Below are 22,681 nucleotides of genomic sequence, written 5' to 3'. Positions count from 1 at the left end.
AAACAAAAAAATAATGGAGTTTATCATGCGCCTGCGAAAAACAACTAAAACAAAAGCATGTTTTACGGATAACATGGATCGCATTGGCAAGCTGTACATGCCCCTTGCTCTGCTGGATAAAATGAACATTGGCGACGAAATTATCTTACAGCTGGCACCGGGTAAAAAAGATTTCCCGCCCGGCGGATATGTTACCAGCTTCTTTTACGAAAAGGAAACGGTTAAAAAAGTCAGGTTTAAAGAAAATATAGCCGAAATGGGTGAGCTGGACCTGATTTATGTCAGTAAAAACATACTGGAGGAAATGGGACTGCAAGATGAAATAGCGGTGCGGGTCGTACCGTCAGGCAATATTGGAGGTGCTTCAGTTGCCAGGTAACAAATTTCGAGAGCCGGCCGTTATTAAACTGCCGCTAAATTACACAGCTATAGTGGACTCACTTAAAAAATGGGCCAACAATCATAAAAAAGCCGCGCTGCTTCTGGGAAGTTTACCAGTAACCGTGCCGCTTTTTTATTTTGCTGATGTTTGGGCGCTGGGAACCGTATCAGCCGCTATTTTTGACCTTCAAACATGGTGGTCCGGGATAAGCCTGTTTTCCGCTCCTGAACAGAAGGCCGCAGCTGCAGCACATGTCAAGCAATGGTCTTGGTATCTATCCAATCCTGTCCAGGCTGGCTGGGCCTGGCTGATAAAACCAACCGAAGCACTTACCTATCCGGAAATAAAACACATATGGCTATGGCTGAACACAATATTAGCCTCCGGGTCTAGTATCGGTTACCTGGTGTGGCGTTTAAAAAGATGGCAAAAGAACAGCTCAACCCGTATCCACGGTCTGAAGATAGTAGATAACCCGGCCTACGGCACATCCCGCTGGGCCGGGCTACGGGATATCAAACAGTTTTGCGAGTTTGGCCCACCCGTACCCCGGGAACAAAAACTATCTGACCGGGTTAAATTCCCCGGGGGCAACCTTATAGGCGAACTGGAAGGCAAGATTATCCGGGTAAACTTTGAAAAAACGCCCGACAATACCCCCAAAACAGCGCCGCACATGATTGTGTTCGGCGGTACCGGCTCCGGTAAATCTTTTAGTGTCGTAATCGGCAATATAATATCTGCCGTAGCCGAAGGGCAAAGTATTGTAGTTATTGACCCCAAAGGTGAATTATTTGAAGCCACCGGCAATTGGTTAAAACAACAGGGTTACGAGAATGTGTGGGTATTAAACTTCATGCAACCGGAGCACAGCCACAGATGGAACCCGGTAATTGAGTGTCTTGATGATGCTGAAATCTCGGAAATGATCGACACTCTATCTAAGAATGCGGCCGGCGGCAGCGATTCCTATTTTATGCTGAAAGCTATGGAGCTTATGGAAGCCATGATCGGGCTGTTAAAAGGCGACTTTCCGGTTGAACAACAACACATGCGGTCTATAATGACCCTGGCCGCTTGGCCGGAGGAAAAATTGGACGAGCGATTCCGGGAAGCGTACAGGTCCGGTAAAATAAGCCCGACAATTTACGAACGCTGGCGGGGCGTAGTCAAGAAAAACTACGAATATGCCGTATCAAACTTGACCGCGGTACTGAAAAATTTAACCACAGCGGCGCTGGCAGCGTTGATGAGCCGGCAGGAAATTGATCTAAACGCCATCGGGCGCAAAAAAACAGCTTTATTTCTAATAATCCCGACCGGGGGGGAGGGGGTGTACCTCAAGCCGATACTATCTATCTTTTACAAGTTCTTGTTCAAACGTCTCGACAAACTTGCTTTTACCAACCCCGGCCAGAAACTCCCGGTACCGGTCAGAAACATCTGGGATGAAATGGCCAATGTCGGCATTATACCGGGCCTGCCGGAAATTATTTCAACAGCAAGAAGCAAGGGTATTCATATCCAGATGATTTTACAGACCATAAAGCAATTAGAATCTGTATACGGAGTGAACGACGCAAGCACAATTTTAGGTAACTGCCCGACGGTACTGCTCATCGGGGTAGCGCCGGCCGACGAGGACCTGGCCAAAATGTTCAGCGCCAAACTGGGTGCGGCCGCGGTGGAAATGGAACGGGTAAGCGAAGACTTAACCGTACCGGTTAAACATATGTTTGAATTCAAGAAAAAAGTGCGTGTAGTTGTCGAGCGCCCGCTTATGACCACGGACGAAATATTAAGGCTGGACCCCAAAGATGCAATTGCGCTTTTGCAGTGGTCCTATCCGCTATACTTACGTAAAGTGGGCTGGACACAATTACCGCAGGCGAGGCAAATACAACAATGCGGTAAACTGCCGGTGGAACATGCCATACCGGCACGGGGATTTGAGATAAGCCTGCCGGAAATTGATGAAAGAGAGAGGACGCAAGAATCTGAGGAATCAAGCCGTAAACTGACAACAGGCCAAGAATCTGTCCCTGTATTTTTGGCGGCAAAAAAATATGAAGAAGCGCCAGCAACATCAGGCAGCATTGAGCTATTTAAGAAAATAGCGGAGGTGGAAAAAGATACTGATCACGGGCCGTCCAGAGAACAACCGGAAGTAGAGTACATTGAAAATATTCGGAATGGCTTTGCGCAAATATTATGGAGCCCTGAAGAACAACCTGCAACGGAAAATAAAGATGAAAACGTGGATAAAGAAAAACAGCCGGAAAGCACCAAGACTAAAGATGCCGAAAACCCCGGGGCGGAATCTGAAGACATTGACGCCCAGGGGTTTAGTGTTTCATCACCATTATTTTAAAAGAAAGGATGGTAGAAATGGAATTTAAAATCGCACCGGAAGGATTAAAGCTGAGGGACATTGATCTGTGGGGAGATTTTTATGAATCCTATGAAACTGGAAAACTCATCGAGGCGGAAGTAGTCCACACAATAAGGGAAGACGGCGAGGACGAAGGCTGGGAGTTGGCATTCGATGATAAACCAGGCATAACCGGCATTTGCACATTTAGCGAAAGTGGATTGCCGGAAAGATCACTAATTGATTGTTTTACCGGACAAGTAATAACCTGTAAGGTAACCAAAGTAGACAAAAAGAACTTAGCTGTTTATGTCAGCCGTAAAGATATCGTGGAGAGCAACCTTAAAAAGCTATTAAACCAGCTGGCTCAGGGCGAGGTAATCCCCGCTATAGTGCGGGCAGTTAAACGGAATGTGTATGTGGACATTGGCGGCGGAGTCATCGTGAAAATCCCGCAAGAAAAAGCAATGCTTTCCAATGGCGTGTACCTGGAAGACCAATACAAAGAAGGCAGTCAGATTGGGGTCATCGTTACCCAACTGGATAAATCAAAGAAAACAATAGTGGTGGACCCCGTAAATCCCTGGGAAAAACAAAAATACAACAGGGGAGAGTCCGTATCAGGCCGGGTGGTAGCAATAAAAGACAATCAGGCATTTATAGAAGTTAAGCCCGGCATGATAGGCCTCGCGTATTATAAAAGCAACAATACCTACAAAGTAGGCGAATCCGTAAAATTTCAGGTATTAAGCTTCGACCCTGAAAACCGCCGCCTACACCTGATTTACTATAATTCCCGCAGGATAAGCGACAGAAGGCGTGAGCGCGCCAAAAAGAGGAGTAAAAGACGTAATGAAATAACCCCTGGCGGCAATGAAATAAGAACCCTGGGCGGATTTGATAAAGCGAAAAAAATAGCTGCCGGCAACATTATCATTAACGAATTAGCGGATATTAACGAGGATGAGAAAAAAGCTGAGTAATATACGGTGGTGGTGACTGAAGTTGAGTAGAGACAGTGCCTTTGCATTGGGAACAACTGTAAAGTATTTAAAATACCCGGTGGATATAAGAAATATTAAATACAATAACAAAGTTGAGGAAACGCTTAAATATCTAAAAGAAGCAGAATACCTTCCGGTATCAACAATCGCTATTCTTTTAGGCTGTTCAAGGGGCATAGCGCAAAAGCTAATGGTTAAAATGTGGGAAGCCCATCTGGTTAAGTGTATTGAAATTACAACATACTCAACTCCCAGCATGTTGTTCAAGCTATGGGTAAATTCATTATCAACACTGCCCAGAAACGCAAATGAAGCTTGTAGGCTGGCGATGCTAGGTGCTTTTTACGCCAGGACAAAAAAAGAATTGCCCGGTTTTGAATGGAATCTTGTAAAGACCAAACGTAGTAAAGTTAAAAAAAATGTTTATGCTGAAATGGTATATCTATCTGGGACAAAAAACGAAAAAACTATGCTTCTTATTGATGCGCCGAGGCGTGGAGAAAACATAAATCCGGAGGGTGATATTTATATATTTCCCACCATTGAGGAAGCCAAAGTGCTAACACCAAACGGAAAAAGGTTCACAACAGATATAATGCTGATGAATAAAAATATAAATTTTGCAAATCTAATTTCAGACCCGGTGAAAAAGTAATAATATGAAAGGGGTGACGGGCAGCAGAATTAAACCTGCTGCCCATTCACATGGAACTTATTAAAAACTATGAGTCTATATATTATTGCAATCAGTTAATTAGAGTTGTGGGGAGAAGATATAATATAAGGCCGGACCTTAGTGAGGAAGTGGAACCGGAAATTAAAGGATACGTCTACGAAGAAACCATGGCCGGTTTCTTTCGCACCTGGACGTTAAATGAGATGCATCTTGAACTAATAAAAATAGTTAATGAAATGCTCGTGGCTGAAGAAAGCCAGATACAAAGAAAAATGGGAGGGCTTAGCGAAGTAGAATTCAAGAAAATATTGGATGAATGCGTCACTATGGGACTTCTCTGTGAAAATAACATCTCCTTTAAGGACGAAAAAAATATTAATTTATACCTGGTAGACACCGGCGGTATTTTTGCCTTTAAAGAGGCCGGGATTCATTACAACAAAGTAAAATATACGCTAAGTTTTGACCAGAGGCTGAAAATATACAGAAAAAACATTTTCCTACTGGAAAACTACAAAAATAAAGAATCAATTAAACTCTATCTTTTTGAGGAACAAATAGGAATGCCTCAAGATAAAAAATATCAAGAAGCTACATTCCTAATTGACATGAAAATCGCGGAAAAATTAGGTCTAACCGGCCAGGTTATAGAGGCAATCAATGACATAGTCATCAGATATAACGCCAAAGTATATGATACTGGGGACAAAAAATATATTGACATAAAATAATTATCGGTTTAACATATCAACCAAAGAAGCAACTTAACAAGTAAGCTTAAATTTCACAATTTTAATATTTCAAGTTTTTCCATAAAACAAAAATATGTTTATCTATCAGGCCTTTCAATCAAGTGACTCCAGCTTGGTTCGGATGGAAGCTCCGGGATGGTGTAAATGCGAAAAGCTTGCACTTTATCGAAAGACCAGGGTTTGCGGAAAGTCCCAGCGAAGAGCAGGTGTACCGTAAACAACAGGGCGCTTATGTGAAAAGCGGCGTCATCATTCTTAAATAGGCGAAGAGCTTTTAAGGGCGTACACGACCCGCACGCAAAAAGCGGGCAAAACGGTATATCTGAATGCGAAAAGCGAGGGTGTACCTTGTCTGGTCCCACTAGAACGGGACCCTCCGGTCCAAGAAAAGCGTGTGCAGGCTGGACCCCCTGCGGGAGACACGTGACCGGTGAACATGAACTGTCCCAAGCTGCGTTAAAGGCTAGCCGGGCGGCCTGGCGTTTGCCCACTCGTAAAGATTCCGGTGACCTCGAAAGAGGCAGTATAAAGCCGTACCAATACTGAGACGGCAAAATGTTGAATGTGATTTTAATGGCTAATGGCAAGTGAACATCATTATTAATTGATTTGTGCGCATAAAAAATAATATTAGCGGCACATTCATGGTGTGCGATAAGAAAGACACTTTGGCATAGATGCAAGCGTAAAAAACGACTTGTTATGTTGATGTGTCTTTTTACGTTTATGGCCCCTGCGGGCGTTGGGAACCAGCGCCTGTGGGATTACCCGGGCGCTTTATTTTATAAGAAAGGAGCGTGCCGGAATGAAAGGGGTAAGCGAGTATGAAGAAGGAAGAAGTTGCAAAAATTGTAGAGGGACTGTCAAAAGAAGACCAAATCTGGCTTTTAAACGAAATTATTTGCCGGTTCTGGCCGGAGTTCAAAGGGAAGCCGGTGGGATTCTATGACCTGTCAAAAGTTATTGACGACTGGGACGACAAGGAACTTGACGAATACTACCAAAAGAAATGGGATGAACTACAAGCCGGGAGACATTGTAATAGCCAGGATTAGCTTTTCAGAAGCGAATACTGGTAAAGTAAAATCAAGGCCGGCCATGGTGATAAGCACTAAGTCTCATAATATGAGAAGAGATGACCTGGTATTGTTAAAAATATCATCCACTCCGGTTCATGACAACCAGTGGGAAATTCCCATAGAATCATCCGATCGAACCGGTCTGGCCAAGCCGTCAAAAATCATATGTGATGAAGTAAGGGCGGTTTATAAAGGTGATGTAAGATTTATAGGCAGGGCAGGTCAAATAACCTTAACCAAGGTAAAGAAAAAACTGCACCTGCTGTTTGGCATATAAAAGAATCGAATTTGTGTATTAGATATTGGGCTATGCGCCCGAAAAAGCAAAGAAATGTAAACACCAGAGTGTTTTGTTATGCTAGCGAAATACTTAGGTGTTTTTTGCATTTTAAGAAAAAATAAGGGGGAATAAAGATGATGAATGAAGTTTGGTTGATCGGTCGGCTTACTAAAGATCCGGAAGAAAAGCAGACACCTGGCGGAAAAACAGTGGCAAGAATGACCCTGGCGGTGGACCGGGATTATACAAATGCTGACGGGGAACGTGAAGCTGATTTCATTGAAATTATAGCATGGGAGAAGCTTGCCGAGAATTGCATTAAGCACCTCGGTAAAGGACGCCTGGTCTCAATCAAGGGACGTCTTCAAATACGCTCCTATGATGATAACCAGGGTATCCGTCGTAAAGCCGCTGAAGTGGTGGCCGAAAAGGTTAAATTCCTGGATCGGCCAAAGGAGAGTGAATAAAATTGCTCAAGGAAACGCCAGATGGTAATATGTTGGTAAGAAATATTACAGGAGGGATAGTCGTGCCTGTACTTACCAACTATGTTGCCAGCGCCATGGAAAGTGCATCTTATAAAATGCTTGATGACAATAGTTATTATGGTGAAATAAAAGAATGTCCGGGAGTCTGGGCAAATGAAAGCACCCTTGAAGAATGCCGTAGTGTGCTTCAGGAAGTGCTCGAAGAATGGCTTTTGTTTAAGTTAAGAGACCATGACCCACTACCACTTATTAAAGGAATTAACCTTAATAAAGTAGTGACAGAGGCGTGAGACCCATAAATAGACGCGAATTGATAAGACGTCTAAGGTTATTGGGTTTCAGCGGTCCCTATAGTGGTGGAAGACAACAATTTATGAAGAAAGACGAACTAAAGCTGCGTATTCCCAATCCCCATGCTGGAGATATCAGTATACAGCTATTAAAACTGATTTTGAAGCAGGCGGGAATAACGGAAAAGCTATGGAATGATACTGAATAATGCCGGTTTTACCAGGCTATGAAAGCAAGGGCGAAAAAGGTTATGTTTAATAACTTTTTTGCCCTTTTTTATTTTAAGCAAGGGGGTATTTTAATGAGTATGACCAGCATACCTAATAAGACAATCCGTTTCATTGACAGCGAATATCGGGAGCTTTTCTGCATCCCGGACGGCGCAAATATCAATATTATCTATCCACCCGAGGACGGGCGCGGCACGGTGACGAGTCCTTGCAAATACCTCGATGAGATGCATGTGAGGGTCGGCGGTAATGACTTCCATTGTTGTGAATTCGCCAGCCGCATGAAAGCTATCGGGGCTCGGTACGAACCAGAGACACAGCTTCGTGGTGTAAAGATTATACCCTATGCCGTCGATGATGAGAAATACTTCGATTTGCGCAGCGATGAGGGCAAAATCCGCATCGGACATCTTGCGGGCGATTTTGGAAATCAGGGTGACCGCTTTCACGCCAATTTTTACACCAACGAAAAGCGATCTGACAAAATCACTACTGATTTTCAGGCCGAGCTTCATAGCGCGGTATACACGTTTCGGAAATCCATACTTAAAGATCGTGCTGCGATGATCGCGTTTTGCCACGCTCACCCGGAAGCCAAGTTGCTTGAAGACAGCCATTTTGCACAGTACGGTTTCAAAATTACGACGGACGAGCATCAGTATTTTGTTTACTGCCACGTGCCGGAATGTGCGCGGGATGCACGGTTCACGATATACGTCTATAGTAGCACTTAAAAAAGTCCTTGGTTGACTAAGCAACGAAAATGTTGATTAGTTACGCTTAAGAATTAAAATTATAAAGAGTGATGATAAGGGTTTTGCCCGCAATCCAAACCATGTGGAGGTGACTGGATACGGGCGCGGCCCGTATCTGAAAGAATGAAAAAAATGTGTCCTTTTAAAGGATTTACCGAATGTTTACAAGATGCATGCATGGCTTGGGCAGGTTCTGATTGCCGTATGTTTGCAGCGTCTAGTGTGTTCACTAACTTGGCTGGTGTTCAAGCACCTGCGCCACAACCGGCAGCGGCTGCCGAGCAAAAAAATGATCCCTCTGCAATAAACGAAAGCGAAGAGAAAAACGAAAAGGAGAACCTGGTAGCCAAGGTAATTGTCACTAAAGTGGAATTGACTAAAAACGGCAATACCAGAGCTGCTTGCCGGGTTGAAAACGGAAGCGAAGATCAAATTGTAATTGCTAAAAATGGTGTCGGTAAGGCATTACAGGGTGGTCTAAATAAGAAGTTTGAGATCAATTATAATGTCATGAAAGATGGCATTGCCTGGTTTGCGATCAAGGCTAAAGAGCTTTAATCGCGGAAAAAGGGCATATTGTAAGACAGGAGACTTTTGGGAGAACGAATTTCGGGGAATTACCCCGTGCGTTCTCCTTTTGTGTTTTTTAAAAGGGGGTTGAAAGAAAATGGGAGCTGTGGCGTTAAAAGATCCTTACGTCAAAGAAGTTTATATACATGGCAAATTAACTGGAACATCCTACGGCTGGATGAGTTACCTGGAGTACCGGCGCCGGCTTTTAAACGGCGCGTTTGATGCTGAGAAAAATGAGGTTGAAATAGCTCAGGTTTGCGTACATGGGATAGACGGCTCCGGACTGCCGAGGGAAATTGACATGACTCTTTCATACGCCTGGGACCGTTATCCCGGAGCGATCCTGGCTTTTGTTGATAAACCAGTTGAGATACTCGAAGAATTAGGACTTTGGTAACAAAAAGGGGAGTTCGGTAATTTTGGGGTAGGTGAAGCCTCCTTGTGAGGAAAAGGGGGTGATGCCTATGCGGGATTGGCTGATGATAGTGGCGGACTACTTTAAGCTTATTTCTCAAATCATTACGGCACTGGCTGCAATAGCTACCGTGATGAAAAAGAGAAAAGCGACAGGGAAACGACCCAATCGCCATACCAAATAGGGTTACTCTTTGTGGGGGAGCTGGCTCCTCCCTCACTTACCCATAATTATAATTCAAAATTAAACGCAAATCAAAGTGAAATTGCAAAAAACAGGGAAAACAACTGAAAACCGGTGAGGTGATATTATGGGCGCTGTAAACGCAACACAGCGAATTAGTATATTCCAACTGGTTAAACCGATAAATATTGTGGAAGTTATTAATCGCTACAACATCGTCGAGTTAAAGAAACGCGGTAGGCGCTGGATGGCCCGGTGCCCGCTACATGATGATCACTCACCGTCATTCGTTGTTTTCCCAAACGGGAAATGGAAATGCTTCGGCTGCGGTGAGTATGGCGATGCTGTGGATTTAGTAGCAAAAGTATTCAAATTAAAACTAATTGAGGCTGCACGGATGGTAGCCCGGGATTTTGGCATTGAAGCAAATAAGCCGCTATCACCGGCAGACCGTAAAAAAGTTATACGTCAGGCCAGGAAGCGTGAAATGGAACGGGCTTTTTGCGAGAAGCTGGAACAAGCACATGAAACACTAGCGCTGCTTGTCCGGACCATAAATAGAAGACTTGCAACAGGCGGTTATCAAGCACATTACGATCTGGCAGAGCTGCTGCATAAAGTTGACTACTATAAATACCTGATTGACTGTTTACTAAGCAATAACGCCGAAATTCAGCTGATGGCTTTAAACAGCTTCAATAGGGAGTTTTATGTTTAGTGGAAATCCATAAAAGGGAGGTGCCGGCCGGGTATAAATTGCCCGGTTGGGCAATCCCGGCAAAATTATATGGCAACAGTTTACCAAATAGTAACGAACGAAATAATTAAAAAATTAGAGGCTGGAACAATCCCCTGGCGGAAGCCATGGCGGGATCCCGGGGCAGTGAACTGGAAAACCCAGAAACCCTACCGGGGGATAAACGCCATACTCCTTGACCCGGGCGAGTATCTGACCTTTAAACAAGTGCAAGAAGCCGGTGGCAAAGTAAAGAAAGGCGCAAAATCTCACATAGTAGTATTTTGGAAGTGGCTGGAAACAGAGAATAAAGAAACCGGCGAGCTCGAGAAAATCCCATTTCTTCGGTACTATCGGGTATTTGAACTAAGCCAGACTGAAGGCCTGAAGAGCCGTAGAAAAGATACTGAAGTCTTTAACCATAACCCAATAGAAGCGGCTGAAAAAATAATCGAAGGCTATCAATCCCGACCCCTAATAACCTTTGCGCCAGGGAAAGCCTTTTACAGTCCAATAACGGACAGTATAAGCGTCCCGGCGCTAAGTGATTACCAAAAACCGGAGGAATATTACAGCACTTTATTTCATGAGGCCATTCACAGTACCGGCCACAAAACAAGGCTAAACCGGGCCACACTCACAGAAATGGCAGCCTTCGGTTCAGAAACATATAGCAAAGAAGAACTGGTAGCCGAGATCGGTGCAGCCATGCTCTGCGGGACGGCAGGAATTGAAAACAAAACCCTGGAGAATTCAGCAGCCTATATTCAATCATGGCTCCGAGTCTTGAAGAAAGACAGCAGAATGGTGGTCTTAGCGGCTGGGCAAGCACAAAAAGCTGCTGACTATATTCTGGGGTACCGGGAATTAGAACAAGAACCGCACTAAAAATACTAAAAATAGAGAGGTAGCAATGGGTAAAGTGTTGTTTATTTGTGAAAGGTGCGCAAATTTAATTAACGAAAGGTTACAGATTGTGCAAGGAGAGTATTTCGTAAAAGGCTTTTTATTGGACGGTAAGCCGGTAACCGCTTGTTATGCAGCACCGGGCCATAAACGGAAATGTGTTGAATGTGGAGAGAAAACAAGAGTTTGTTATAAAACTATAGCGTGAATTTAAGCTAAGTTAACCGGGCGTACGCCCGTAGATCAATCATCCGAAAGGAGGGATTGGATACGGGCCGTAAGCCCGTATCCGTGATAATGAATTTATGGAGCGATGAGCAATTAAAACAATATACCGGAGAAGTACCCAGCTCACGGGACATGAAAGTGAGAACACTGTCCTTGCAAGTTAGGGAAGAAGCTATTCGGTATGGGGTGGAGTCGATTGAATTACCTGGCGTACTAGCTTCCATTCTAGGACCTGTACCCGATGAAACAATGGAATTTTTAATGAAACAGGGACTACGGACACTTGCTCAGATGTCATCTGAAGAACTTAGGAATTTACCCGGGATAGGTAAAGAAAAAGCTGTACGTCTTACTGCTGCATTTGAACTTGCCAGGCGCATGGTCAAGCTCATGCCGGAGGATAGACCGGTTATTAATTCCCCGGAAAACGCAGCCGCTCTGGTGATGGAAGAAATGCGCCACCTTGACCGGGAGCAGTTTTGGGTTTTGTTGTTAAATACGAAGAACCATGTATTGGCCCGGGAGACCATTTCTATCGGTAGTTTGAATTCTTCATCGATTCATCCCAGGGAACTGTATAAAGCTGCCATCAGGCGCAGCGCGGCCGGGGTAATATTGGTTCACAACCATCCCAGCGGTGATCCCACACCAAGCCAGCAAGACATAGAGGTAACCAAACGTTTAATAGAGTCGGGTAATATTATTGGCATCAATGTCTTAGACCACTTGGTGATCGGAGATAAAAAGTTTGTGAGCTTTAAAGCCAGAGGTTTGATGTAAAGATGCAGTAACCGGGAGGTGTAAAAATGTTTGAAAGGATTTATTGTGAATTACTTGAAATGGCTTGTGATGAATTTGAAGACTATCATTATATGAAAAATAATGGTTTAAATAATGCCAGAGGGCTAGACAACGGTATGGGCATTCTAAGAGCATTAGTTAGGGTAGCTGGAATTATGAGCAATGAACATAAAATCGATCAAGAAATTTATAAAGAGCTAGTAATAATGGCATGGGGTAAAGATTGTGAACCTCCTCCGGGATAAGCCCAGAGGCTTCTCCACGAAGGTTTCTCATTTTATTGATAAGTTTAATGTGGGCCTGTCAGGCTAAACCCAACGGCAAAAAGGAGGTGTTGGGGGTGGGCCTGACGGCTCATCCCAAAGCTAATGGAAACAAAGCCAATTGAGTTAAGTAACAAAACCATCGGTGAAGTACTAAAGGAGCTCCAAAATCGCCTTAGAAGCGAAGATTGTTATCCAGAGGAGTATTTCGATACTCCACCTTCGACAGACCTGGAACGGAAGTTTCCGGAATATCGCTGGATTGCATGTTACCCGTCAACCGGGGTGATTGAGGGACATTATATTTTGATTGAAGTTGTAAATCTGAAAGGCACGCGTGAAATAGCACTATTTGGTGTGACTTACAAAGGTTTTGATTATGCCGCTAAAGCTGCGATGGCATGTGCAAAGCACCTTGGAGCGTAATTTTTTAAGATCGGACAGCACTTTTTTAACCTAATAATCAGTTATTTAAGAATGGAGTGATAGCAATGACGATTAAAGAAGCTGAAAGCTTTGTTAAAGCAGTTTTATTGCAACAGCAAATTAACCGTGAAGTTCACGGGGATACGGAGTTGGATGATCAGCGTAAACCTATGGAATGGGGGGTAATAGCCGCTGAACATATGGGGCACCTACTTGGCGCATTGCGCAATGGAAATGAACGAGTTATTGAAAAAGAAATATTGCATGTCGCCGGGCCTCTATTAGAATGTTGGAATGCGGTAAAAACCGGTGTTAATAAAGTTTGGGAATACAGGTGTACAGGCTGTGGTGAAGTTTTTAGCCTGTCTGAGGCTAATAATAAATGCCCTGTATGTGAGAGTAAGCTTGAAAAAATTAAGGCACCGCATATATCTGAATTTATTCAGAAGTAAGGGGATGATCGTATGGTCAAGAAGCTGACTTTTGAAGATTTAATGAATGAGACATCGGAGCAAGAATCCTTCCGGATGAAAGAGGCGGAAAAAGTCATTAAAGCTGCCGGTTGGTACGAAGCCGGCGGAATTAGTTTCTATTTTCACCCTAATAGCTGCTACTGGATTGATCTAAATACAGGCGTCATTGCGATCTACCATCAGGACCGCAAGGACGTTGGTGGTATTGACAATGTTGCTGACGGTTATGCCTATACCGGCGAAGAGGCGTTGAGTTGGATTCAGGAACATGATAATAACATGAAGACAGATCCGCTTTATCCTTGTCTTACATGCGCAAATAGTGGAAGCGTTGCTTGTAAGGAATGCTTTGACGGCAATGGTTATATGTATTTTGCTGAAAGGCTAAAGTAAGCTTTGAATTGTAAGTTAACTGGCCTGGCGTAAGCCGGGCCACCCCGAAAGGGGAAAGTGATCCTGGTGATCGCTGGGCGACAGAGTTGCCGTTTAATTAGAAGTGATGGGATAACAGCACATTTATTTATCTGGTGGACACCAGATCTATCAAAATGGTTCGGTAGAACCCCATGCAGTGGTAACTGCAAACAGCCTCATCTTCATTTCCCAATGAAGAGCTTTTTCCCCACTTTAAATGTGGCGGAGCTTTAACGATGATGACCAGGATTAGAGGCGGCCTGCGAGTGCGGCTACGGAGCCCGGTCGAGAGCGCATAGGCGCATGGGCATGCAGGGACTGTTATACATTCGGAGCTGCGGGGCGACGAATGTATGGACAAAGCTGGTGGCTCATCGGTAGATGTGGCAGCAGCATCGATACGAATTACCTGACCGGCAGGGAAGGTGATGAGTAGGGGCGGCAGTACGACCGCACGGGCGTTTATTTATGATTATGACGGTAGTGATAATCATAAATAAACGACCGAAGGTCGTTCGGTTTTGACCTTAGCTTTGCTATTGCCTTGATGCGGTAGCGCAAGGCGATTAGCAAAGCATCTGGACGGCAGTCCAGGCTGATGCGGCACCGGGAGGGGCTTTTGGCATTGCGGCAGCAATGCAGATTGGCCTTAAAGATGGGTGCCGGTAGGTTAATTCCCGGGCGGCAGTCCGGGAATATCAGATACGGAAGTAGCTGGGGCAAAAATAATGAGTAACCGATGTTTAAACCGACCGGAAGGGAGGGAGCGTTTTTGTCAAAAAATAAGACTATCTACCGGCAGGTAGACCAGCTTTTTGCAATGAGCCGCAGGTTCGGCGAATCAAAAGCAACGATTAAAAATCAGGGAAAGATGGCGAAAGCCATGACGGGAGCTAAGACTTATGATGATTACCGGGCTGCCTGTATGAGGTGGGCGGAGGATTTAGCTGAGAGGCGTGGTAGTAGTAAATTTCAGATTTGCAGCGTAAAACCGGAGGAAATTAAGAATTTTTTAGAACGGATTGCTATGACTCATCGGCCGGAAACGGTACATCAATACTGCGCGGCGCTGCAGAAGCTTGAAAATATGACCAATGAACGGTTTGGTAAGGTAAAGTGGAAAATAGATGAGTTTGAAAAGCCCAGAAGAAAACGGGAGGATGTTACTGTTCAGCGTGGACCTGCCTATACTACCCGGGAAGCAGACCAGTTAATTAAAAAAATAGGCCAGGTGGATAAACGTGCCGCAGATGCAATGAATTTTATTCGCGCCACCGGCTGCAGGGCGGAAACAATATTCGGGCGGTTGGTTAAAACCGGAGGTAAAATTGTTGTTGATGGGAAGGTAGTTAAGGGTACAAAAGTATCCAGAGATTTTAAAAAGGCTATTACCGCTGAAAGGATTGATCTGGTAAAAGGTACCGTTACCCTTTGTGAAAAAGGTGGGAAGTGGCGGACGGTAAAGTATGACAGGCGTTACCAGGGCTTTATGGAGAGATTGGTGAAAAGGAATCCAAGTGGGACAATTTTTGCTGGATTAAACCAGCCAACTATGTATAGCCGGATTAAAGCTGCATCTTACAAATTAGGGATTGAGGGACGTGGTTTGCATGGGATGCGTAAAACTTTTGCTGTGCAGCGCCATGGTGAGTATGTTCAAAGAATTAATGAATTGATTAATAAGAAGGATTGGCGTGCCCTAACAAAGGAGTTTATGGTTACTAAACAAAAAGCCCAGGCCATATGTAAAAACCCTCATGAAAAAACAGTTGATAAGCTAGCCCGGTTAAAGTTGTCAAAGGATTTAGGGCATAACAGGATTGAGGTTACTTATAGGTATGTGCCGAAACCTAAAGGGAGCAAGTGAAATGGCTGCTCATTAGAAATGGCAAATGAGAAAAACAGAGGGCGGTTACTGTGAACTAGGCGCAGCCTGAAATCAGCAAGTCCTAATTAAGGTCGTAAATCATTGTATTTCAAGGTTATGTAAGGAAAGTCTTTAACTGTGCATACGTCGACAAGCGGCCCGCCTCCACCACTGGTAACCAAAAATATTTTCAATACAACTTTTATCTCATCTTCAAAAACGGTCACATTATCAACAAATTGTTGGACGAGGGGTTTTATTTGCTCCTCGTTTTCTTTGTCTTTAAACCTTTCATATAAATCATCAAGATACTGTTCAACATCTTTTCTGGTTAACGAAATGGCCGCCCTGGCGGCCAGCCTGTCCAGTTCCTGCTGCAACAGGGCCGCTTCCTGCTCCCGCCTGGCTAACTGTTCCACCAGAGCTTCCGATGCCTGTCCCCGCTCTATTACCCGCAGTAGGTTGTTTATTGCCGTTTGAACTCTTTTTAATTCTTTTTCCAGGTATCTTGTCTCATCATCAGACTGGCTAAATAATTGATTATAAAAATCAAGGATTTTATCCACCAGCACGGTCCGTACATCCGGTGCAAAAATGGATTGGTCGATTTCGTCCAGAACCATGCCTTCTAGTACTTTTTTTCTGATGCGCCGGTTGGTGCAGGTCCGGGTCCGGTCACGGGCCCCGCATTCATAATAGCCGTACCGGATACCGTTATTGGTGGCGGAATTGCCTATATATGGGGTGCCGCATACCCCGCACGTAACCAGGCCGGAAAGCAGGAATACCGTTTTTGCTTTCTGCCTGGCCTTTTCAGGGTTGTGCTTGCGCTTAAGCATTTTTTCCTGCACCCGGTTGAATAAGTCCTCGTCGATAATAGCCGGAATGGCCCCGGGGATGCGAATTACCTCATCCTTGGGCTTTTGTCGGCGGTTGTTTTTACACCCATCTGCAGTCCTGCCCTGGCGCTTGTTGAATGTGTAAACCCCAATGTATTTTTCATTTTTTAGAATCTCATGTAGTGAATTTTTTCCATACGGACCGCCTCGTTTTGTGTGGTAACCAAAAGAATTTAATTCGTCGATAATCCTGTCGTAACCAAAACCATTATCATACATTTCAAAGATAAGGCGCACGGCGTTCGCCTCGTATTCATTGATAATGTAATGCCGATCCTGGTCAACGTCCAGGCCCAGGGGTGGAATGCCGCCGCAGTGTTTTGCCTGCAGGGCTGTTTCTTTCATACCTTTCATAGCTTCCCGGCCCAGGTTTCTGCTGTAGTATTCGGCCAGTCCTTCCAATAGGCTTTCTAGTAGAATGCTTTCCGGAGAATCATCCAGGTGTTCCAGCACAGATTCTATTTTCACCCCGGCCCGGCGCAGCTCCCGCTTATAAAAGGCGCTGTCGTAGCGGTTGCGGGCAAACCGGTCCAGTTTGTGAATAATTAAGACATTAAACAGACCGTCCCGGGCATCCTGGATCATTTGCTGGAATTGGGGCCGGTCGTCGGTCAGGGCGGAGCGGGCTTCGTCAGTGTATGTTTTAACTATTACGTACCCCTTGCGCCTGCCGTATTCAGTGCAGGCCCGCGCCTGGGCGGTGATGCTTTCCTCGCGCTGGTTGTCGCTGGAAAACCGGGCGTAGATAACAGCTTTCACGGTATCTCGTCCTCCTTTGCGGAAAGTCCCCAAACCAACTGGACCAGCTGATCCAGCTTGCCGGCTGCGGCAGCTTCTAAAATTATGTACTTGTATTCTTCTGCCTTTTCCCCCAGAATCAGCTCGCAGGAAAAACGGTTGGCCTGGTATTCCTGTTTGGAGTAAGAAAATGTATTATGTAAGATAAATACAAAATTTGTCGAAGGGTGCAATAAAAAATGGCCCAGTTCGTGACCGCAGACAAATTGCTGTTCTGCATCAGATAGGCCGCTATCAATGATGATTAATTTATTATCGCCCAGTGAAATTGCAAGGCCCTTGATTCTTTGAAAAGGAACGAAAAATACTTTAAATCCCAAGCTGCGGGCTATGTCCAATGGCTTTTCCCCGCTCTTGGCAAGTTCTCTTGCTTTTTTGTATAATGACATAAGCTAATCACTTTCCTTTGGGCTGCTTTGTAGCGGTCCTTTCTTTTTTTAATACCTCCCATGCTGTCCTAAGTGCCAGCATTACATCGTCTTTCACTTCTTCATCAAGCGGGTCCCCGAAGATGCGCAGGTTGGGCTGCTCCCGGATGAATTTTTCCAGCTCTATGTCCGTAGGCGGCAAGTCCTTTTCCCACCAGGGTGTCGTATCCTTTTCATCCAACCCCAGCAGATAGTCCACTGAAATCCCCAGTAATTCCGCAATTCTTTTGGTCATTTCCAAATCAGGAGTCCGGTAATTACGCTCGTAACCGGACAATGTTCCAATTTTAATTTGCAGTAAATTGGCCATATATTCCTGAGTCCAGCCTCTTTTTTCCCGCTCATCCTTCAGCCGCCTGGCAAAAGTTTCATTGCGCATTCTGCTTATCACCTCCTTTAGGTTAGTATAACACAGCGCTTACATTTGATAACATAGGTTTAAGCGAAATGCTAAATATTTTCTTGACATAAGCATAACGCTTAGATTACAATGAATTTGACAGGTAAGCGTAACGCTTAGAAAGGAGGTATAGCAGGTGCAAATGCATGTTGGCAAGCGTATTAAGGAAATTCGCGAAGCCTCGGGCCTTATGGCTAAGTATGTGGCCAAAAAAGCCGGTATATCGCTTTGGTATCTTTCGATGATAGAAAACGGCAAACGGGTTCCGTCTGTGGAAAAACTACAGACCATAGCCGATGTGTTAGGTGTGGAGGTAGCCCGGTTTTTTTTGGCTGATGATGTAAGCGAAACGCTTAATGAACGGCAGGTGAGGTAGTTATATGCAGGTGGTGTTATATAAAGTTACCGCCAGGCGAACAAGGATGGGCCTGGTAACCACCAAGAGGGAGGTTATTGGGGTAACTGGGGATGATCCCGATGTATACCTGGACCGGTTGGCCAGGATACTGGCGCGTGGTTTATTTAACGAGCGCAACAAGAAAGGGGTGAAAAAATTTAACGAGCAAATCCAAGCGGGTTTTAAACAAAAGACAGTAGGGTTGTAAATACCATGAAGGCCAGTGCTTACGGTGCAGCACCGTGCGGCGGTCACTGTAAGTAGAGTCGGCGCTCTGAGCTATCTGCCGCTGGTTGTGAAGCTGTTAGCGTGGGCTGCGCAAAATTACTTTAAAAGGAGGAAAAACCTATGCCAGTTAAATTTCAACGTGCTCAGCGTAAAAAGGCCAGGCTGCGCCTGGCCATCGCCGGCCCGGCCGGCAGCGGAAAAACTTACAGTGCCCTGTTGATCGCATTCGGATTAGGCGACCGGATTGCTCTGATCGATACGGAACGCGGATCTGGTGAGCTGTATGCTCACTTAGGTGAATACGATGTCTGCACTCTGGAGGCCCCGTTCACCCCGGAAAAATATGTAGAGGCGATACGGGCGGCGGAAAGCGCAGGCTACCAAATTATTATCATCGACAGCCTTTCCCATGCCTGGGCCGGCCCTGGCGGTGTGCTGGACATCCACGGGCACACGGCGGACAAAAGCGGAAACTCCTGGACCGCCTGGCGACAGGTGACCCCGCGCCACAACGAACTGGTGGATGCCATGTTGCTTAGCAGGTGCCACATCATTGCCACCCTGCGCTCGAAGATGGAACATGTGCAAACCAGTGAAAACGGCAAAACTGTAATCAAGAAGGTGGGCATGAATCCCATCCAGCGGGATGGGCTGGAATATGAGTTTACAGTTTTTTGGGACTTGGACAACAGTCATACGGCCAGCGCCAGCAAAGACCGGACCGGACTGTTCGACGGGCAGGTGTTTAAGCCTGCACTAGAAGTTGGCGGGAAACTGTTGGAGTGGCTGGAGTCCGGTACGGAGACGCAGCCCCGATCCGGGCGGCAGCCCAACCTGGTGGTGGTGGGCGGCGGGCAGGCCGAGGCAGGCAGAGCGGCAGCTAGCACCCCGGAAAATAACGCGGGATTTGATGCGGCTAACGGCGGCGGCAATCCGGCAGGCTGCGAGCCAGGGGCGCCGGGTAACCTGCCGGGCCAGGGGCAGCCTGCCACTAAGCAGCAAAAAGTGATGGCAGAAAAATGGTATCCGCCAGAAAACAACTGGGAAGCTAGTTTGGATAACACTGTACCTCCACCGTCCGCATCCAACCGGCCTGCCCACCCGCCCGCAAACGGCAGCCAGGCACCCGCCACCCAGGCCCAGCTTAGAAAGATATTTATAACAGCAGGCGAGGCCGGGCTGGCTGAAACGATGCTAAGCCAGCTGATTGAACAAGAAACAGGCAAAGCATCAGTCAAAGACCTGACCAAACCGGAGGCCAGCCGGGTGATTGATGTGCTTCTTGGTATGGCAGGCGGTATACAAAACCCCAAACCGGAGACGGCAGTACCCCCACCCCGGGCGGCGGGTGGCAGCAGAATGAGACTGTTTTAGCGTTAAGGGCGGCTTGTGCCGCCTCATGCGCTAACGCGCACCCTTTTGCATGGGGCAAAAGCCAAATGAACCTAATCAATTAAGGAGGTAAATAAATGCGCATTAACAAACTGGCCATCCAAGGTTTTCGCAACCATATAAATAACGCCATCGGGCTGGACAAGCTGAACATCTTTGTCGGGCGCAATAACAGCGGTAAATCCAGTATCCTGGCTGCTGTGGAATGGGCACTGACGGGCCGGAACCTGTGGACCGACCGGGCCGGCCGAGGGGCCGGCGACCTAATCACCAAGGGGGCCAAAACCTGCCAGGTAGGGCTGGAAATTGCGGGCCTGGGCGGAGTGGTGCGGGCCTTGCCGCCCCATACCCTTACCGTGGGCAAAAGCCGAAACATCCAGGAAGCACAGGTCGCCATTTACCATCATTTGGGGGCAGATGAACAGCTGGTTCAATTAGCGCTAAATGCAGGCGCTTTTACCAGCATGACTCCCGCGGAACAAAAAACTTTCCTATTTGCCCTGTGTGGCATCTCTTGCACGGCGGAGGAAATCGCCTCAGCCACGGTGCAGTACTTGCAGCGGACCGGGATTCCAGTGGACCAGGCCGGGGAGGTAGCCACCAGGGTAAAAGCTCTGCTGCCACGAGGCTTTGGTGGTGACCCCGCTATCCTGGAAGGTATGGAAAAACGGGCGCGGGAACAGCGCCGGGAGACCAAAAAGGATTTGGAGCGGACCCGGTCGGCACTGGCCGAGATGGAACTGCCCAATTTACCGGATGGCATAGGTTTGGAGGATAAAGATGCCGTGGAAAAACAGCTGGCCGAGCTGGAAATAGAGAAAAATAAACTGCTTAAAGCACACGGCGCGGGCCAGGCTGCGGAAAAAAACATGGCCAAGTGCCGGGACAGAGTAAATAAGCTGGCAACTGAATTAGAGCGACTAAACAGCGAGAAAGCCACACTGGAAGGGGAAATGCCGGGTCAGGATCAGCCCGGGCGGTTGGCCGGAGAATTAAACCGTCTCAAAGTGAGACTGGAACAGCTGGCTGGCACGGCGGCTGAACTGGACCGGGAACTGGCCGCGCTGGAGGCCGCGAATCGGGCCAGGCGCGCAGTAGTTGAAAAACTCCAGGCCTTTGACGGCCGATGCCCCCTGGCGGCAGAGTTGATAGCCTGTCGCATGTCGGGAAGTGAAGTGGCGGAATTGGTTAATCAGTTGGAATCAGAAATCAAAGCCAGCATGCAAAATAATAAAAGCCTTCTGACCAGTATGCAAAACCTGCAGGCGGAAAAGCGGGATTTACAGCACCGGATCAACCACATAGAGAAAACAATAGCTGACCTGGACACCACCCGGCAAAAGCTCCTCAGCCTTGATACAGCCATTGAGCGCACTCAAAAGGAACTGGATAGCGCCTGGGGCGAGGTGTATACCTGGGAAGAAACACTACAAAAGGGCGGCGCAAACCCGGAAGAAATTGATCGCATACAGGAACGCATCGTCCAAGGGCGGGAAATTCTTCGCCGGTTGGAAGTGGCCGGGTACGGTCGCCGTCAAGCCCGACAGTTGCAGCAAGACTTGGAAATGCTGGAAAAGGAACTGGCCATCACCGAGCGCATGGTAAAAGCCCTGGGGCCGGATGGAATCAGGCAAAGCCTGCTGGGTGACCGGCTGTCCGGGCTTACCAGTGAAATAAATAAGCTGCTGGCCGCTTGCACCGAAGGGCGCTACCAGCTGACCTGGCAGGTGGATTTCACTCCGCTGATCACTCAAAACGGACACGCCCTGCCGTTTAAATTGCTCTCCAAAAGCGAACAGCTCCGGGTGGGCATAGCGTTTCAAGCCGCTATCGCTAAAATGACCGGGCTGAGCTTTCTGGCCGTAGACGAAGTGGATATGCTGGACCAGGATAACCGGGACCTGCTGACAGGCTCCCTTTTGGAGATACTGGACCAGCTCGACCAGATACTGCTGTTCTGTACTGTGGGTGACGTAATTCCACAGAACCCCGGGCTGCCCGGTTTAAAAATGTTTTGGGTGGAAAACGGGGTGGTTAGCGAAATAAGCAGCGGGGGAAAAAGAAACTCCCTGGAGAGGAGTGAATCACTTGCTGCGGTTTAAAGAAGTCAGCAAACTGAGCGAACTGCTGGCCGCCGCCCTGGACCAAATGTCCCGGGTGGCCGGCCTCTACCCCCACCTAGAACGGCTGGAGGGTATAGAGCAAGTGGAACTGCAAAAGCTGATCAGCCTGTGTGAAAACGCCGCAGAAACCGCGGACCTGGCACATTGGATCAGGTACCTACAAAAGCCCCGCACAGAGGGGCGGGTATTTTTGCAGGATAACGGGCGGTACGTCATGGACACCACCGGCATCGAATTTACCTGCGGCCGACCCCTCGAAGTTTATATCCCCTGCGGCCCGGGCGGCGGGTGGCAGATCGGCAGAGTGGAGCACGCCCACCGGCACGGTGGCTATTACTTTTACAGCCTAACCGGCGATGAGGAGCACTATCCCTTGCAAAGCGGGCTGCTGGTGGCTGTTCGGGACACATAATCATACCTGGC

At 46.8% G+C, this 22,681-nt stretch carries 30 protein-coding genes; 27 read left to right on the top strand and 3 right to left on the bottom strand.

The window, feature by feature from the left end; translation table 11 throughout:
* The 22 genes from H569_RS0111530 to H569_RS0111415 all read left to right on the top strand — a co-directional run.
* On the top strand, positions 1–379 hold a 379-nt coding region (locus H569_RS0111530), incomplete at its 5' end, for a hypothetical protein (protein ID WP_407638083.1).
* 28 nt (positions 380–407) lie between these two features.
* The gene (locus H569_RS20205) at positions 408–2,753 is read left to right on the top strand and encodes a VirD4-like conjugal transfer protein, CD1115 family (RefSeq protein WP_407638084.1); all 2,346 of its coding nucleotides are present in this window, start codon (positions 408–410) and stop codon (positions 2,751–2,753) included.
* Between the two features lie 17 nt (positions 2,754–2,770).
* Positions 2,771–3,736, top strand: a complete 966-nt coding sequence (locus H569_RS20200) for a hypothetical protein (RefSeq protein WP_051273608.1) — start codon at positions 2,771–2,773, stop codon at positions 3,734–3,736.
* A 22-nt stretch (positions 3,737–3,758) separates the two neighbouring features.
* Entirely contained in the window at positions 3,759–4,412 is a 654-nt protein-coding gene (locus tag H569_RS0111515) for an ADP-ribosylation factor GTPase-activating family protein (RefSeq protein WP_027365109.1), read from the top strand.
* A gap of 50 nt (positions 4,413–4,462) precedes the next feature.
* On the top strand, positions 4,463–5,164 hold the full coding sequence (locus tag H569_RS0111510; RefSeq protein ID WP_027365108.1) for a hypothetical protein: 702 nt from the start codon (positions 4,463–4,465) through the stop codon (positions 5,162–5,164).
* A gap of 845 nt (positions 5,165–6,009) precedes the next feature.
* Positions 6,010–6,240, top strand: coding sequence for a hypothetical protein (locus tag H569_RS22570; RefSeq protein ID WP_027365107.1), 231 nt, complete (start codon positions 6,010–6,012; stop codon positions 6,238–6,240).
* A complete protein-coding gene (locus H569_RS21870) occupies positions 6,173–6,541 on the top strand; it encodes a type II toxin-antitoxin system PemK/MazF family toxin (RefSeq protein ID WP_169726466.1) in 369 nt (122 codons plus the stop codon). Before H569_RS22570 ends, H569_RS21870 begins: the two co-directional genes overlap by 68 nt.
* A 137-nt stretch (positions 6,542–6,678) precedes the next feature.
* Entirely contained in the window at positions 6,679–7,011 is a 333-nt protein-coding gene (locus tag H569_RS20195) for a single-stranded DNA-binding protein (RefSeq protein WP_034630388.1), read from the top strand.
* A gap of 2 nt (positions 7,012–7,013) precedes the next feature.
* Positions 7,014–7,322: a type II toxin-antitoxin system HicB family antitoxin gene (locus H569_RS0111490; protein WP_238492534.1), complete on the top strand. Its 309-nt coding sequence runs from the start codon at positions 7,014–7,016 to the stop codon at positions 7,320–7,322.
* Positions 7,319–7,531 carry a type II toxin-antitoxin system HicA family toxin gene (locus H569_RS0111485; protein ID WP_027365104.1) on the top strand — a complete coding sequence of 71 codons (213 nt, stop codon included), beginning with the start codon at positions 7,319–7,321 and terminating at the stop codon, positions 7,529–7,531. The genes H569_RS0111490 and H569_RS0111485 overlap by 4 nt, the downstream gene beginning before the upstream one ends.
* A gap of 93 nt (positions 7,532–7,624) precedes the next feature.
* Positions 7,625–8,287 (top strand): hypothetical protein, encoded by a 663-nt coding sequence (locus H569_RS21390; protein ID WP_051273606.1) that lies wholly within the window; start codon positions 7,625–7,627, stop codon positions 8,285–8,287.
* Between the two features lie 144 nt (positions 8,288–8,431).
* On the top strand, positions 8,432–8,866 hold the full coding sequence (locus H569_RS23155) for a hypothetical protein (protein ID WP_027365103.1): 435 nt from the start codon (positions 8,432–8,434) through the stop codon (positions 8,864–8,866).
* A 109-nt stretch (positions 8,867–8,975) separates the two neighbouring features.
* A complete protein-coding gene (locus H569_RS0111470) occupies positions 8,976–9,278 on the top strand; it encodes a hypothetical protein (RefSeq protein ID WP_027365102.1) in 303 nt (100 codons plus the stop codon).
* Between the two features lie 67 nt (positions 9,279–9,345).
* Positions 9,346–9,480: a hypothetical protein gene (locus tag H569_RS23360; RefSeq protein WP_257720108.1), complete on the top strand. Its 135-nt coding sequence runs from the start codon at positions 9,346–9,348 to the stop codon at positions 9,478–9,480.
* 126 nt (positions 9,481–9,606) lie between these two features.
* Positions 9,607–10,197, top strand: coding sequence for a CHC2 zinc finger domain-containing protein (locus H569_RS21385; protein WP_051273605.1), 591 nt, complete (start codon positions 9,607–9,609; stop codon positions 10,195–10,197).
* Positions 10,198–10,266: 69 nt separating this feature from the next.
* Positions 10,267–11,103 (top strand): ArdC family protein, encoded by an 837-nt coding sequence (locus H569_RS0111455; protein WP_027365101.1) that lies wholly within the window; start codon positions 10,267–10,269, stop codon positions 11,101–11,103.
* 378 nt (positions 11,104–11,481) lie between these two features.
* Positions 11,482–12,129, top strand: coding sequence for a RadC family protein (radC, locus tag H569_RS0111445; RefSeq protein ID WP_027365099.1), 648 nt, complete (start codon positions 11,482–11,484; stop codon positions 12,127–12,129).
* A 26-nt stretch (positions 12,130–12,155) separates the two neighbouring features.
* A complete protein-coding gene (locus tag H569_RS0111440) occupies positions 12,156–12,395 on the top strand; it encodes a hypothetical protein (protein WP_027365098.1) in 240 nt (79 codons plus the stop codon).
* Between the two features lie 123 nt (positions 12,396–12,518).
* Complete coding sequence (locus H569_RS0111435; protein WP_027365097.1) at positions 12,519–12,839, top strand: hypothetical protein; 321 nt, start codon at positions 12,519–12,521, stop codon at positions 12,837–12,839.
* 65 nt (positions 12,840–12,904) lie between these two features.
* Positions 12,905–13,291 carry a PIN domain-containing protein gene (locus H569_RS22890; RefSeq protein WP_207637554.1) on the top strand — a complete coding sequence of 129 codons (387 nt, stop codon included), beginning with the start codon at positions 12,905–12,907 and terminating at the stop codon, positions 13,289–13,291.
* A gap of 12 nt (positions 13,292–13,303) precedes the next feature.
* Positions 13,304–13,705, top strand: coding sequence for a hypothetical protein (locus H569_RS0111425; RefSeq protein WP_027365096.1), 402 nt, complete (start codon positions 13,304–13,306; stop codon positions 13,703–13,705).
* Between the two features lie 793 nt (positions 13,706–14,498).
* The gene (locus tag H569_RS0111415; protein ID WP_027365095.1) at positions 14,499–15,593 is read left to right on the top strand and encodes a hypothetical protein; all 1,095 of its coding nucleotides are present in this window, start codon (positions 14,499–14,501) and stop codon (positions 15,591–15,593) included.
* 86 nt (positions 15,594–15,679) lie between these two features.
* Here the strand turns inward: H569_RS0111415 and H569_RS20175 are convergent, their stop codons facing one another.
* The 3 genes from H569_RS20175 to H569_RS0111400 are packed head-to-tail and all read right to left on the bottom strand — an operon-like array spanning position 15,680 to position 18,097.
* Positions 15,680–17,251: a recombinase family protein gene (locus H569_RS20175; RefSeq protein ID WP_051273604.1), complete on the bottom strand. Its 1,572-nt coding sequence runs from the start codon at positions 17,249–17,251 to the stop codon at positions 15,680–15,682.
* Positions 17,248–17,679 carry an ImmA/IrrE family metallo-endopeptidase gene (locus H569_RS20170; protein ID WP_051273603.1) on the bottom strand — a complete coding sequence of 144 codons (432 nt, stop codon included), beginning with the start codon at positions 17,677–17,679 and terminating at the stop codon, positions 17,248–17,250. Before H569_RS20170 ends, H569_RS20175 begins: the two co-directional genes overlap by 4 nt.
* 7 nt (positions 17,680–17,686) lie before the next feature.
* Positions 17,687–18,097, bottom strand: a complete 411-nt coding sequence (locus H569_RS0111400; RefSeq protein ID WP_034630351.1) for a helix-turn-helix domain-containing protein — start codon at positions 18,095–18,097, stop codon at positions 17,687–17,689.
* 163 nt (positions 18,098–18,260) lie between these two features.
* Here H569_RS0111400 and H569_RS20165 point away from each other — a divergent pair, with 163 nt between their 5' ends.
* The 5 genes from H569_RS20165 to H569_RS0111375 all read left to right on the top strand — a co-directional run bounded on the left by H569_RS20165 (position 18,261) and on the right by H569_RS0111375 (position 22,670).
* Positions 18,261–18,494, top strand: coding sequence for a helix-turn-helix domain-containing protein (locus H569_RS20165; RefSeq protein WP_238492537.1), 234 nt, complete (start codon positions 18,261–18,263; stop codon positions 18,492–18,494).
* Positions 18,495–18,498: 4 nt separating this feature from the next.
* A complete protein-coding gene (locus H569_RS0111390; protein ID WP_027365093.1) occupies positions 18,499–18,723 on the top strand; it encodes a hypothetical protein in 225 nt (74 codons plus the stop codon).
* A gap of 140 nt (positions 18,724–18,863) precedes the next feature.
* Positions 18,864–20,117 carry an ATP-binding protein gene (locus H569_RS23150; protein ID WP_238492532.1) on the top strand — a complete coding sequence of 418 codons (1,254 nt, stop codon included), beginning with the start codon at positions 18,864–18,866 and terminating at the stop codon, positions 20,115–20,117.
* A gap of 95 nt (positions 20,118–20,212) precedes the next feature.
* Positions 20,213–22,237 carry an AAA family ATPase gene (locus H569_RS0111380; RefSeq protein ID WP_027365092.1) on the top strand — a complete coding sequence of 675 codons (2,025 nt, stop codon included), beginning with the start codon at positions 20,213–20,215 and terminating at the stop codon, positions 22,235–22,237.
* Positions 22,224–22,670, top strand: coding sequence for a DUF5348 domain-containing protein (locus H569_RS0111375; protein ID WP_027365091.1), 447 nt, complete (start codon positions 22,224–22,226; stop codon positions 22,668–22,670). Before H569_RS0111380 ends, H569_RS0111375 begins: the two co-directional genes overlap by 14 nt.
* The last annotated feature ends 11 nt before the right edge of the window (positions 22,671–22,681 follow it).

Origin of the sequence: Desulfotruncus alcoholivorax DSM 16058 (assembly GCF_000430885.1) — a bacterium.
GTDB classification, from domain to species: Bacteria; Bacillota; Desulfotomaculia; order Desulfotomaculales; family Desulfallaceae; genus Desulfotruncus; species Desulfotruncus alcoholivorax.
Note: the sequence above shows the minus strand (reverse complement) of the source record. Positions and strands in the feature narration are given on the sequence as shown.

Coding starts and splice junctions, on each gene's coding strand:
- H569_RS20200 (WP_051273608.1), top strand. CDS start 2,771: ATGGAATTTAAAATCGCACCGGAAGGATTAAAGCTGAGGGACATTGAT.
- H569_RS0111510 (WP_027365108.1), top strand. CDS start 4,463: ATGGAACTTATTAAAAACTATGAGTCTATATATTATTGCAATCAGTTA.
- H569_RS22570 (WP_027365107.1), top strand. CDS start 6,010: ATGAAGAAGGAAGAAGTTGCAAAAATTGTAGAGGGACTGTCAAAAGAA.
- H569_RS20195 (WP_034630388.1), top strand. CDS start 6,679: ATGATGAATGAAGTTTGGTTGATCGGTCGGCTTACTAAAGATCCGGAA.
- H569_RS21390 (WP_051273606.1), top strand. CDS start 7,625: ATGAGTATGACCAGCATACCTAATAAGACAATCCGTTTCATTGACAGC.
- H569_RS23155 (WP_027365103.1), top strand. CDS start 8,432: ATGAAAAAAATGTGTCCTTTTAAAGGATTTACCGAATGTTTACAAGAT.
- H569_RS0111470 (WP_027365102.1), top strand. CDS start 8,976: ATGGGAGCTGTGGCGTTAAAAGATCCTTACGTCAAAGAAGTTTATATA.
- H569_RS23360 (WP_257720108.1), top strand. CDS start 9,346: ATGCGGGATTGGCTGATGATAGTGGCGGACTACTTTAAGCTTATTTCT.
- H569_RS21385 (WP_051273605.1), top strand. CDS start 9,607: ATGGGCGCTGTAAACGCAACACAGCGAATTAGTATATTCCAACTGGTT.
- H569_RS0111455 (WP_027365101.1), top strand. CDS start 10,267: ATGGCAACAGTTTACCAAATAGTAACGAACGAAATAATTAAAAAATTA.
- radC (WP_027365099.1), top strand. CDS start 11,482: ATGAAAGTGAGAACACTGTCCTTGCAAGTTAGGGAAGAAGCTATTCGG.
- H569_RS0111440 (WP_027365098.1), top strand. CDS start 12,156: ATGTTTGAAAGGATTTATTGTGAATTACTTGAAATGGCTTGTGATGAA.
- H569_RS0111435 (WP_027365097.1), top strand. CDS start 12,519: ATGGAAACAAAGCCAATTGAGTTAAGTAACAAAACCATCGGTGAAGTA.
- H569_RS22890 (WP_207637554.1), top strand. CDS start 12,905: ATGACGATTAAAGAAGCTGAAAGCTTTGTTAAAGCAGTTTTATTGCAA.
- H569_RS0111425 (WP_027365096.1), top strand. CDS start 13,304: ATGGTCAAGAAGCTGACTTTTGAAGATTTAATGAATGAGACATCGGAG.
- H569_RS20170 (WP_051273603.1), bottom strand. CDS start 17,679: ATGTCATTATACAAAAAAGCAAGAGAACTTGCCAAGAGCGGGGAAAAG.
- H569_RS0111400 (WP_034630351.1), bottom strand. CDS start 18,097: ATGCGCAATGAAACTTTTGCCAGGCGGCTGAAGGATGAGCGGGAAAAA.
- H569_RS20165 (WP_238492537.1), top strand. CDS start 18,261: ATGCATGTTGGCAAGCGTATTAAGGAAATTCGCGAAGCCTCGGGCCTT.
- H569_RS0111390 (WP_027365093.1), top strand. CDS start 18,499: ATGCAGGTGGTGTTATATAAAGTTACCGCCAGGCGAACAAGGATGGGC.
- H569_RS23150 (WP_238492532.1), top strand. CDS start 18,864: ATGCCAGTTAAATTTCAACGTGCTCAGCGTAAAAAGGCCAGGCTGCGC.
- H569_RS0111380 (WP_027365092.1), top strand. CDS start 20,213: ATGCGCATTAACAAACTGGCCATCCAAGGTTTTCGCAACCATATAAAT.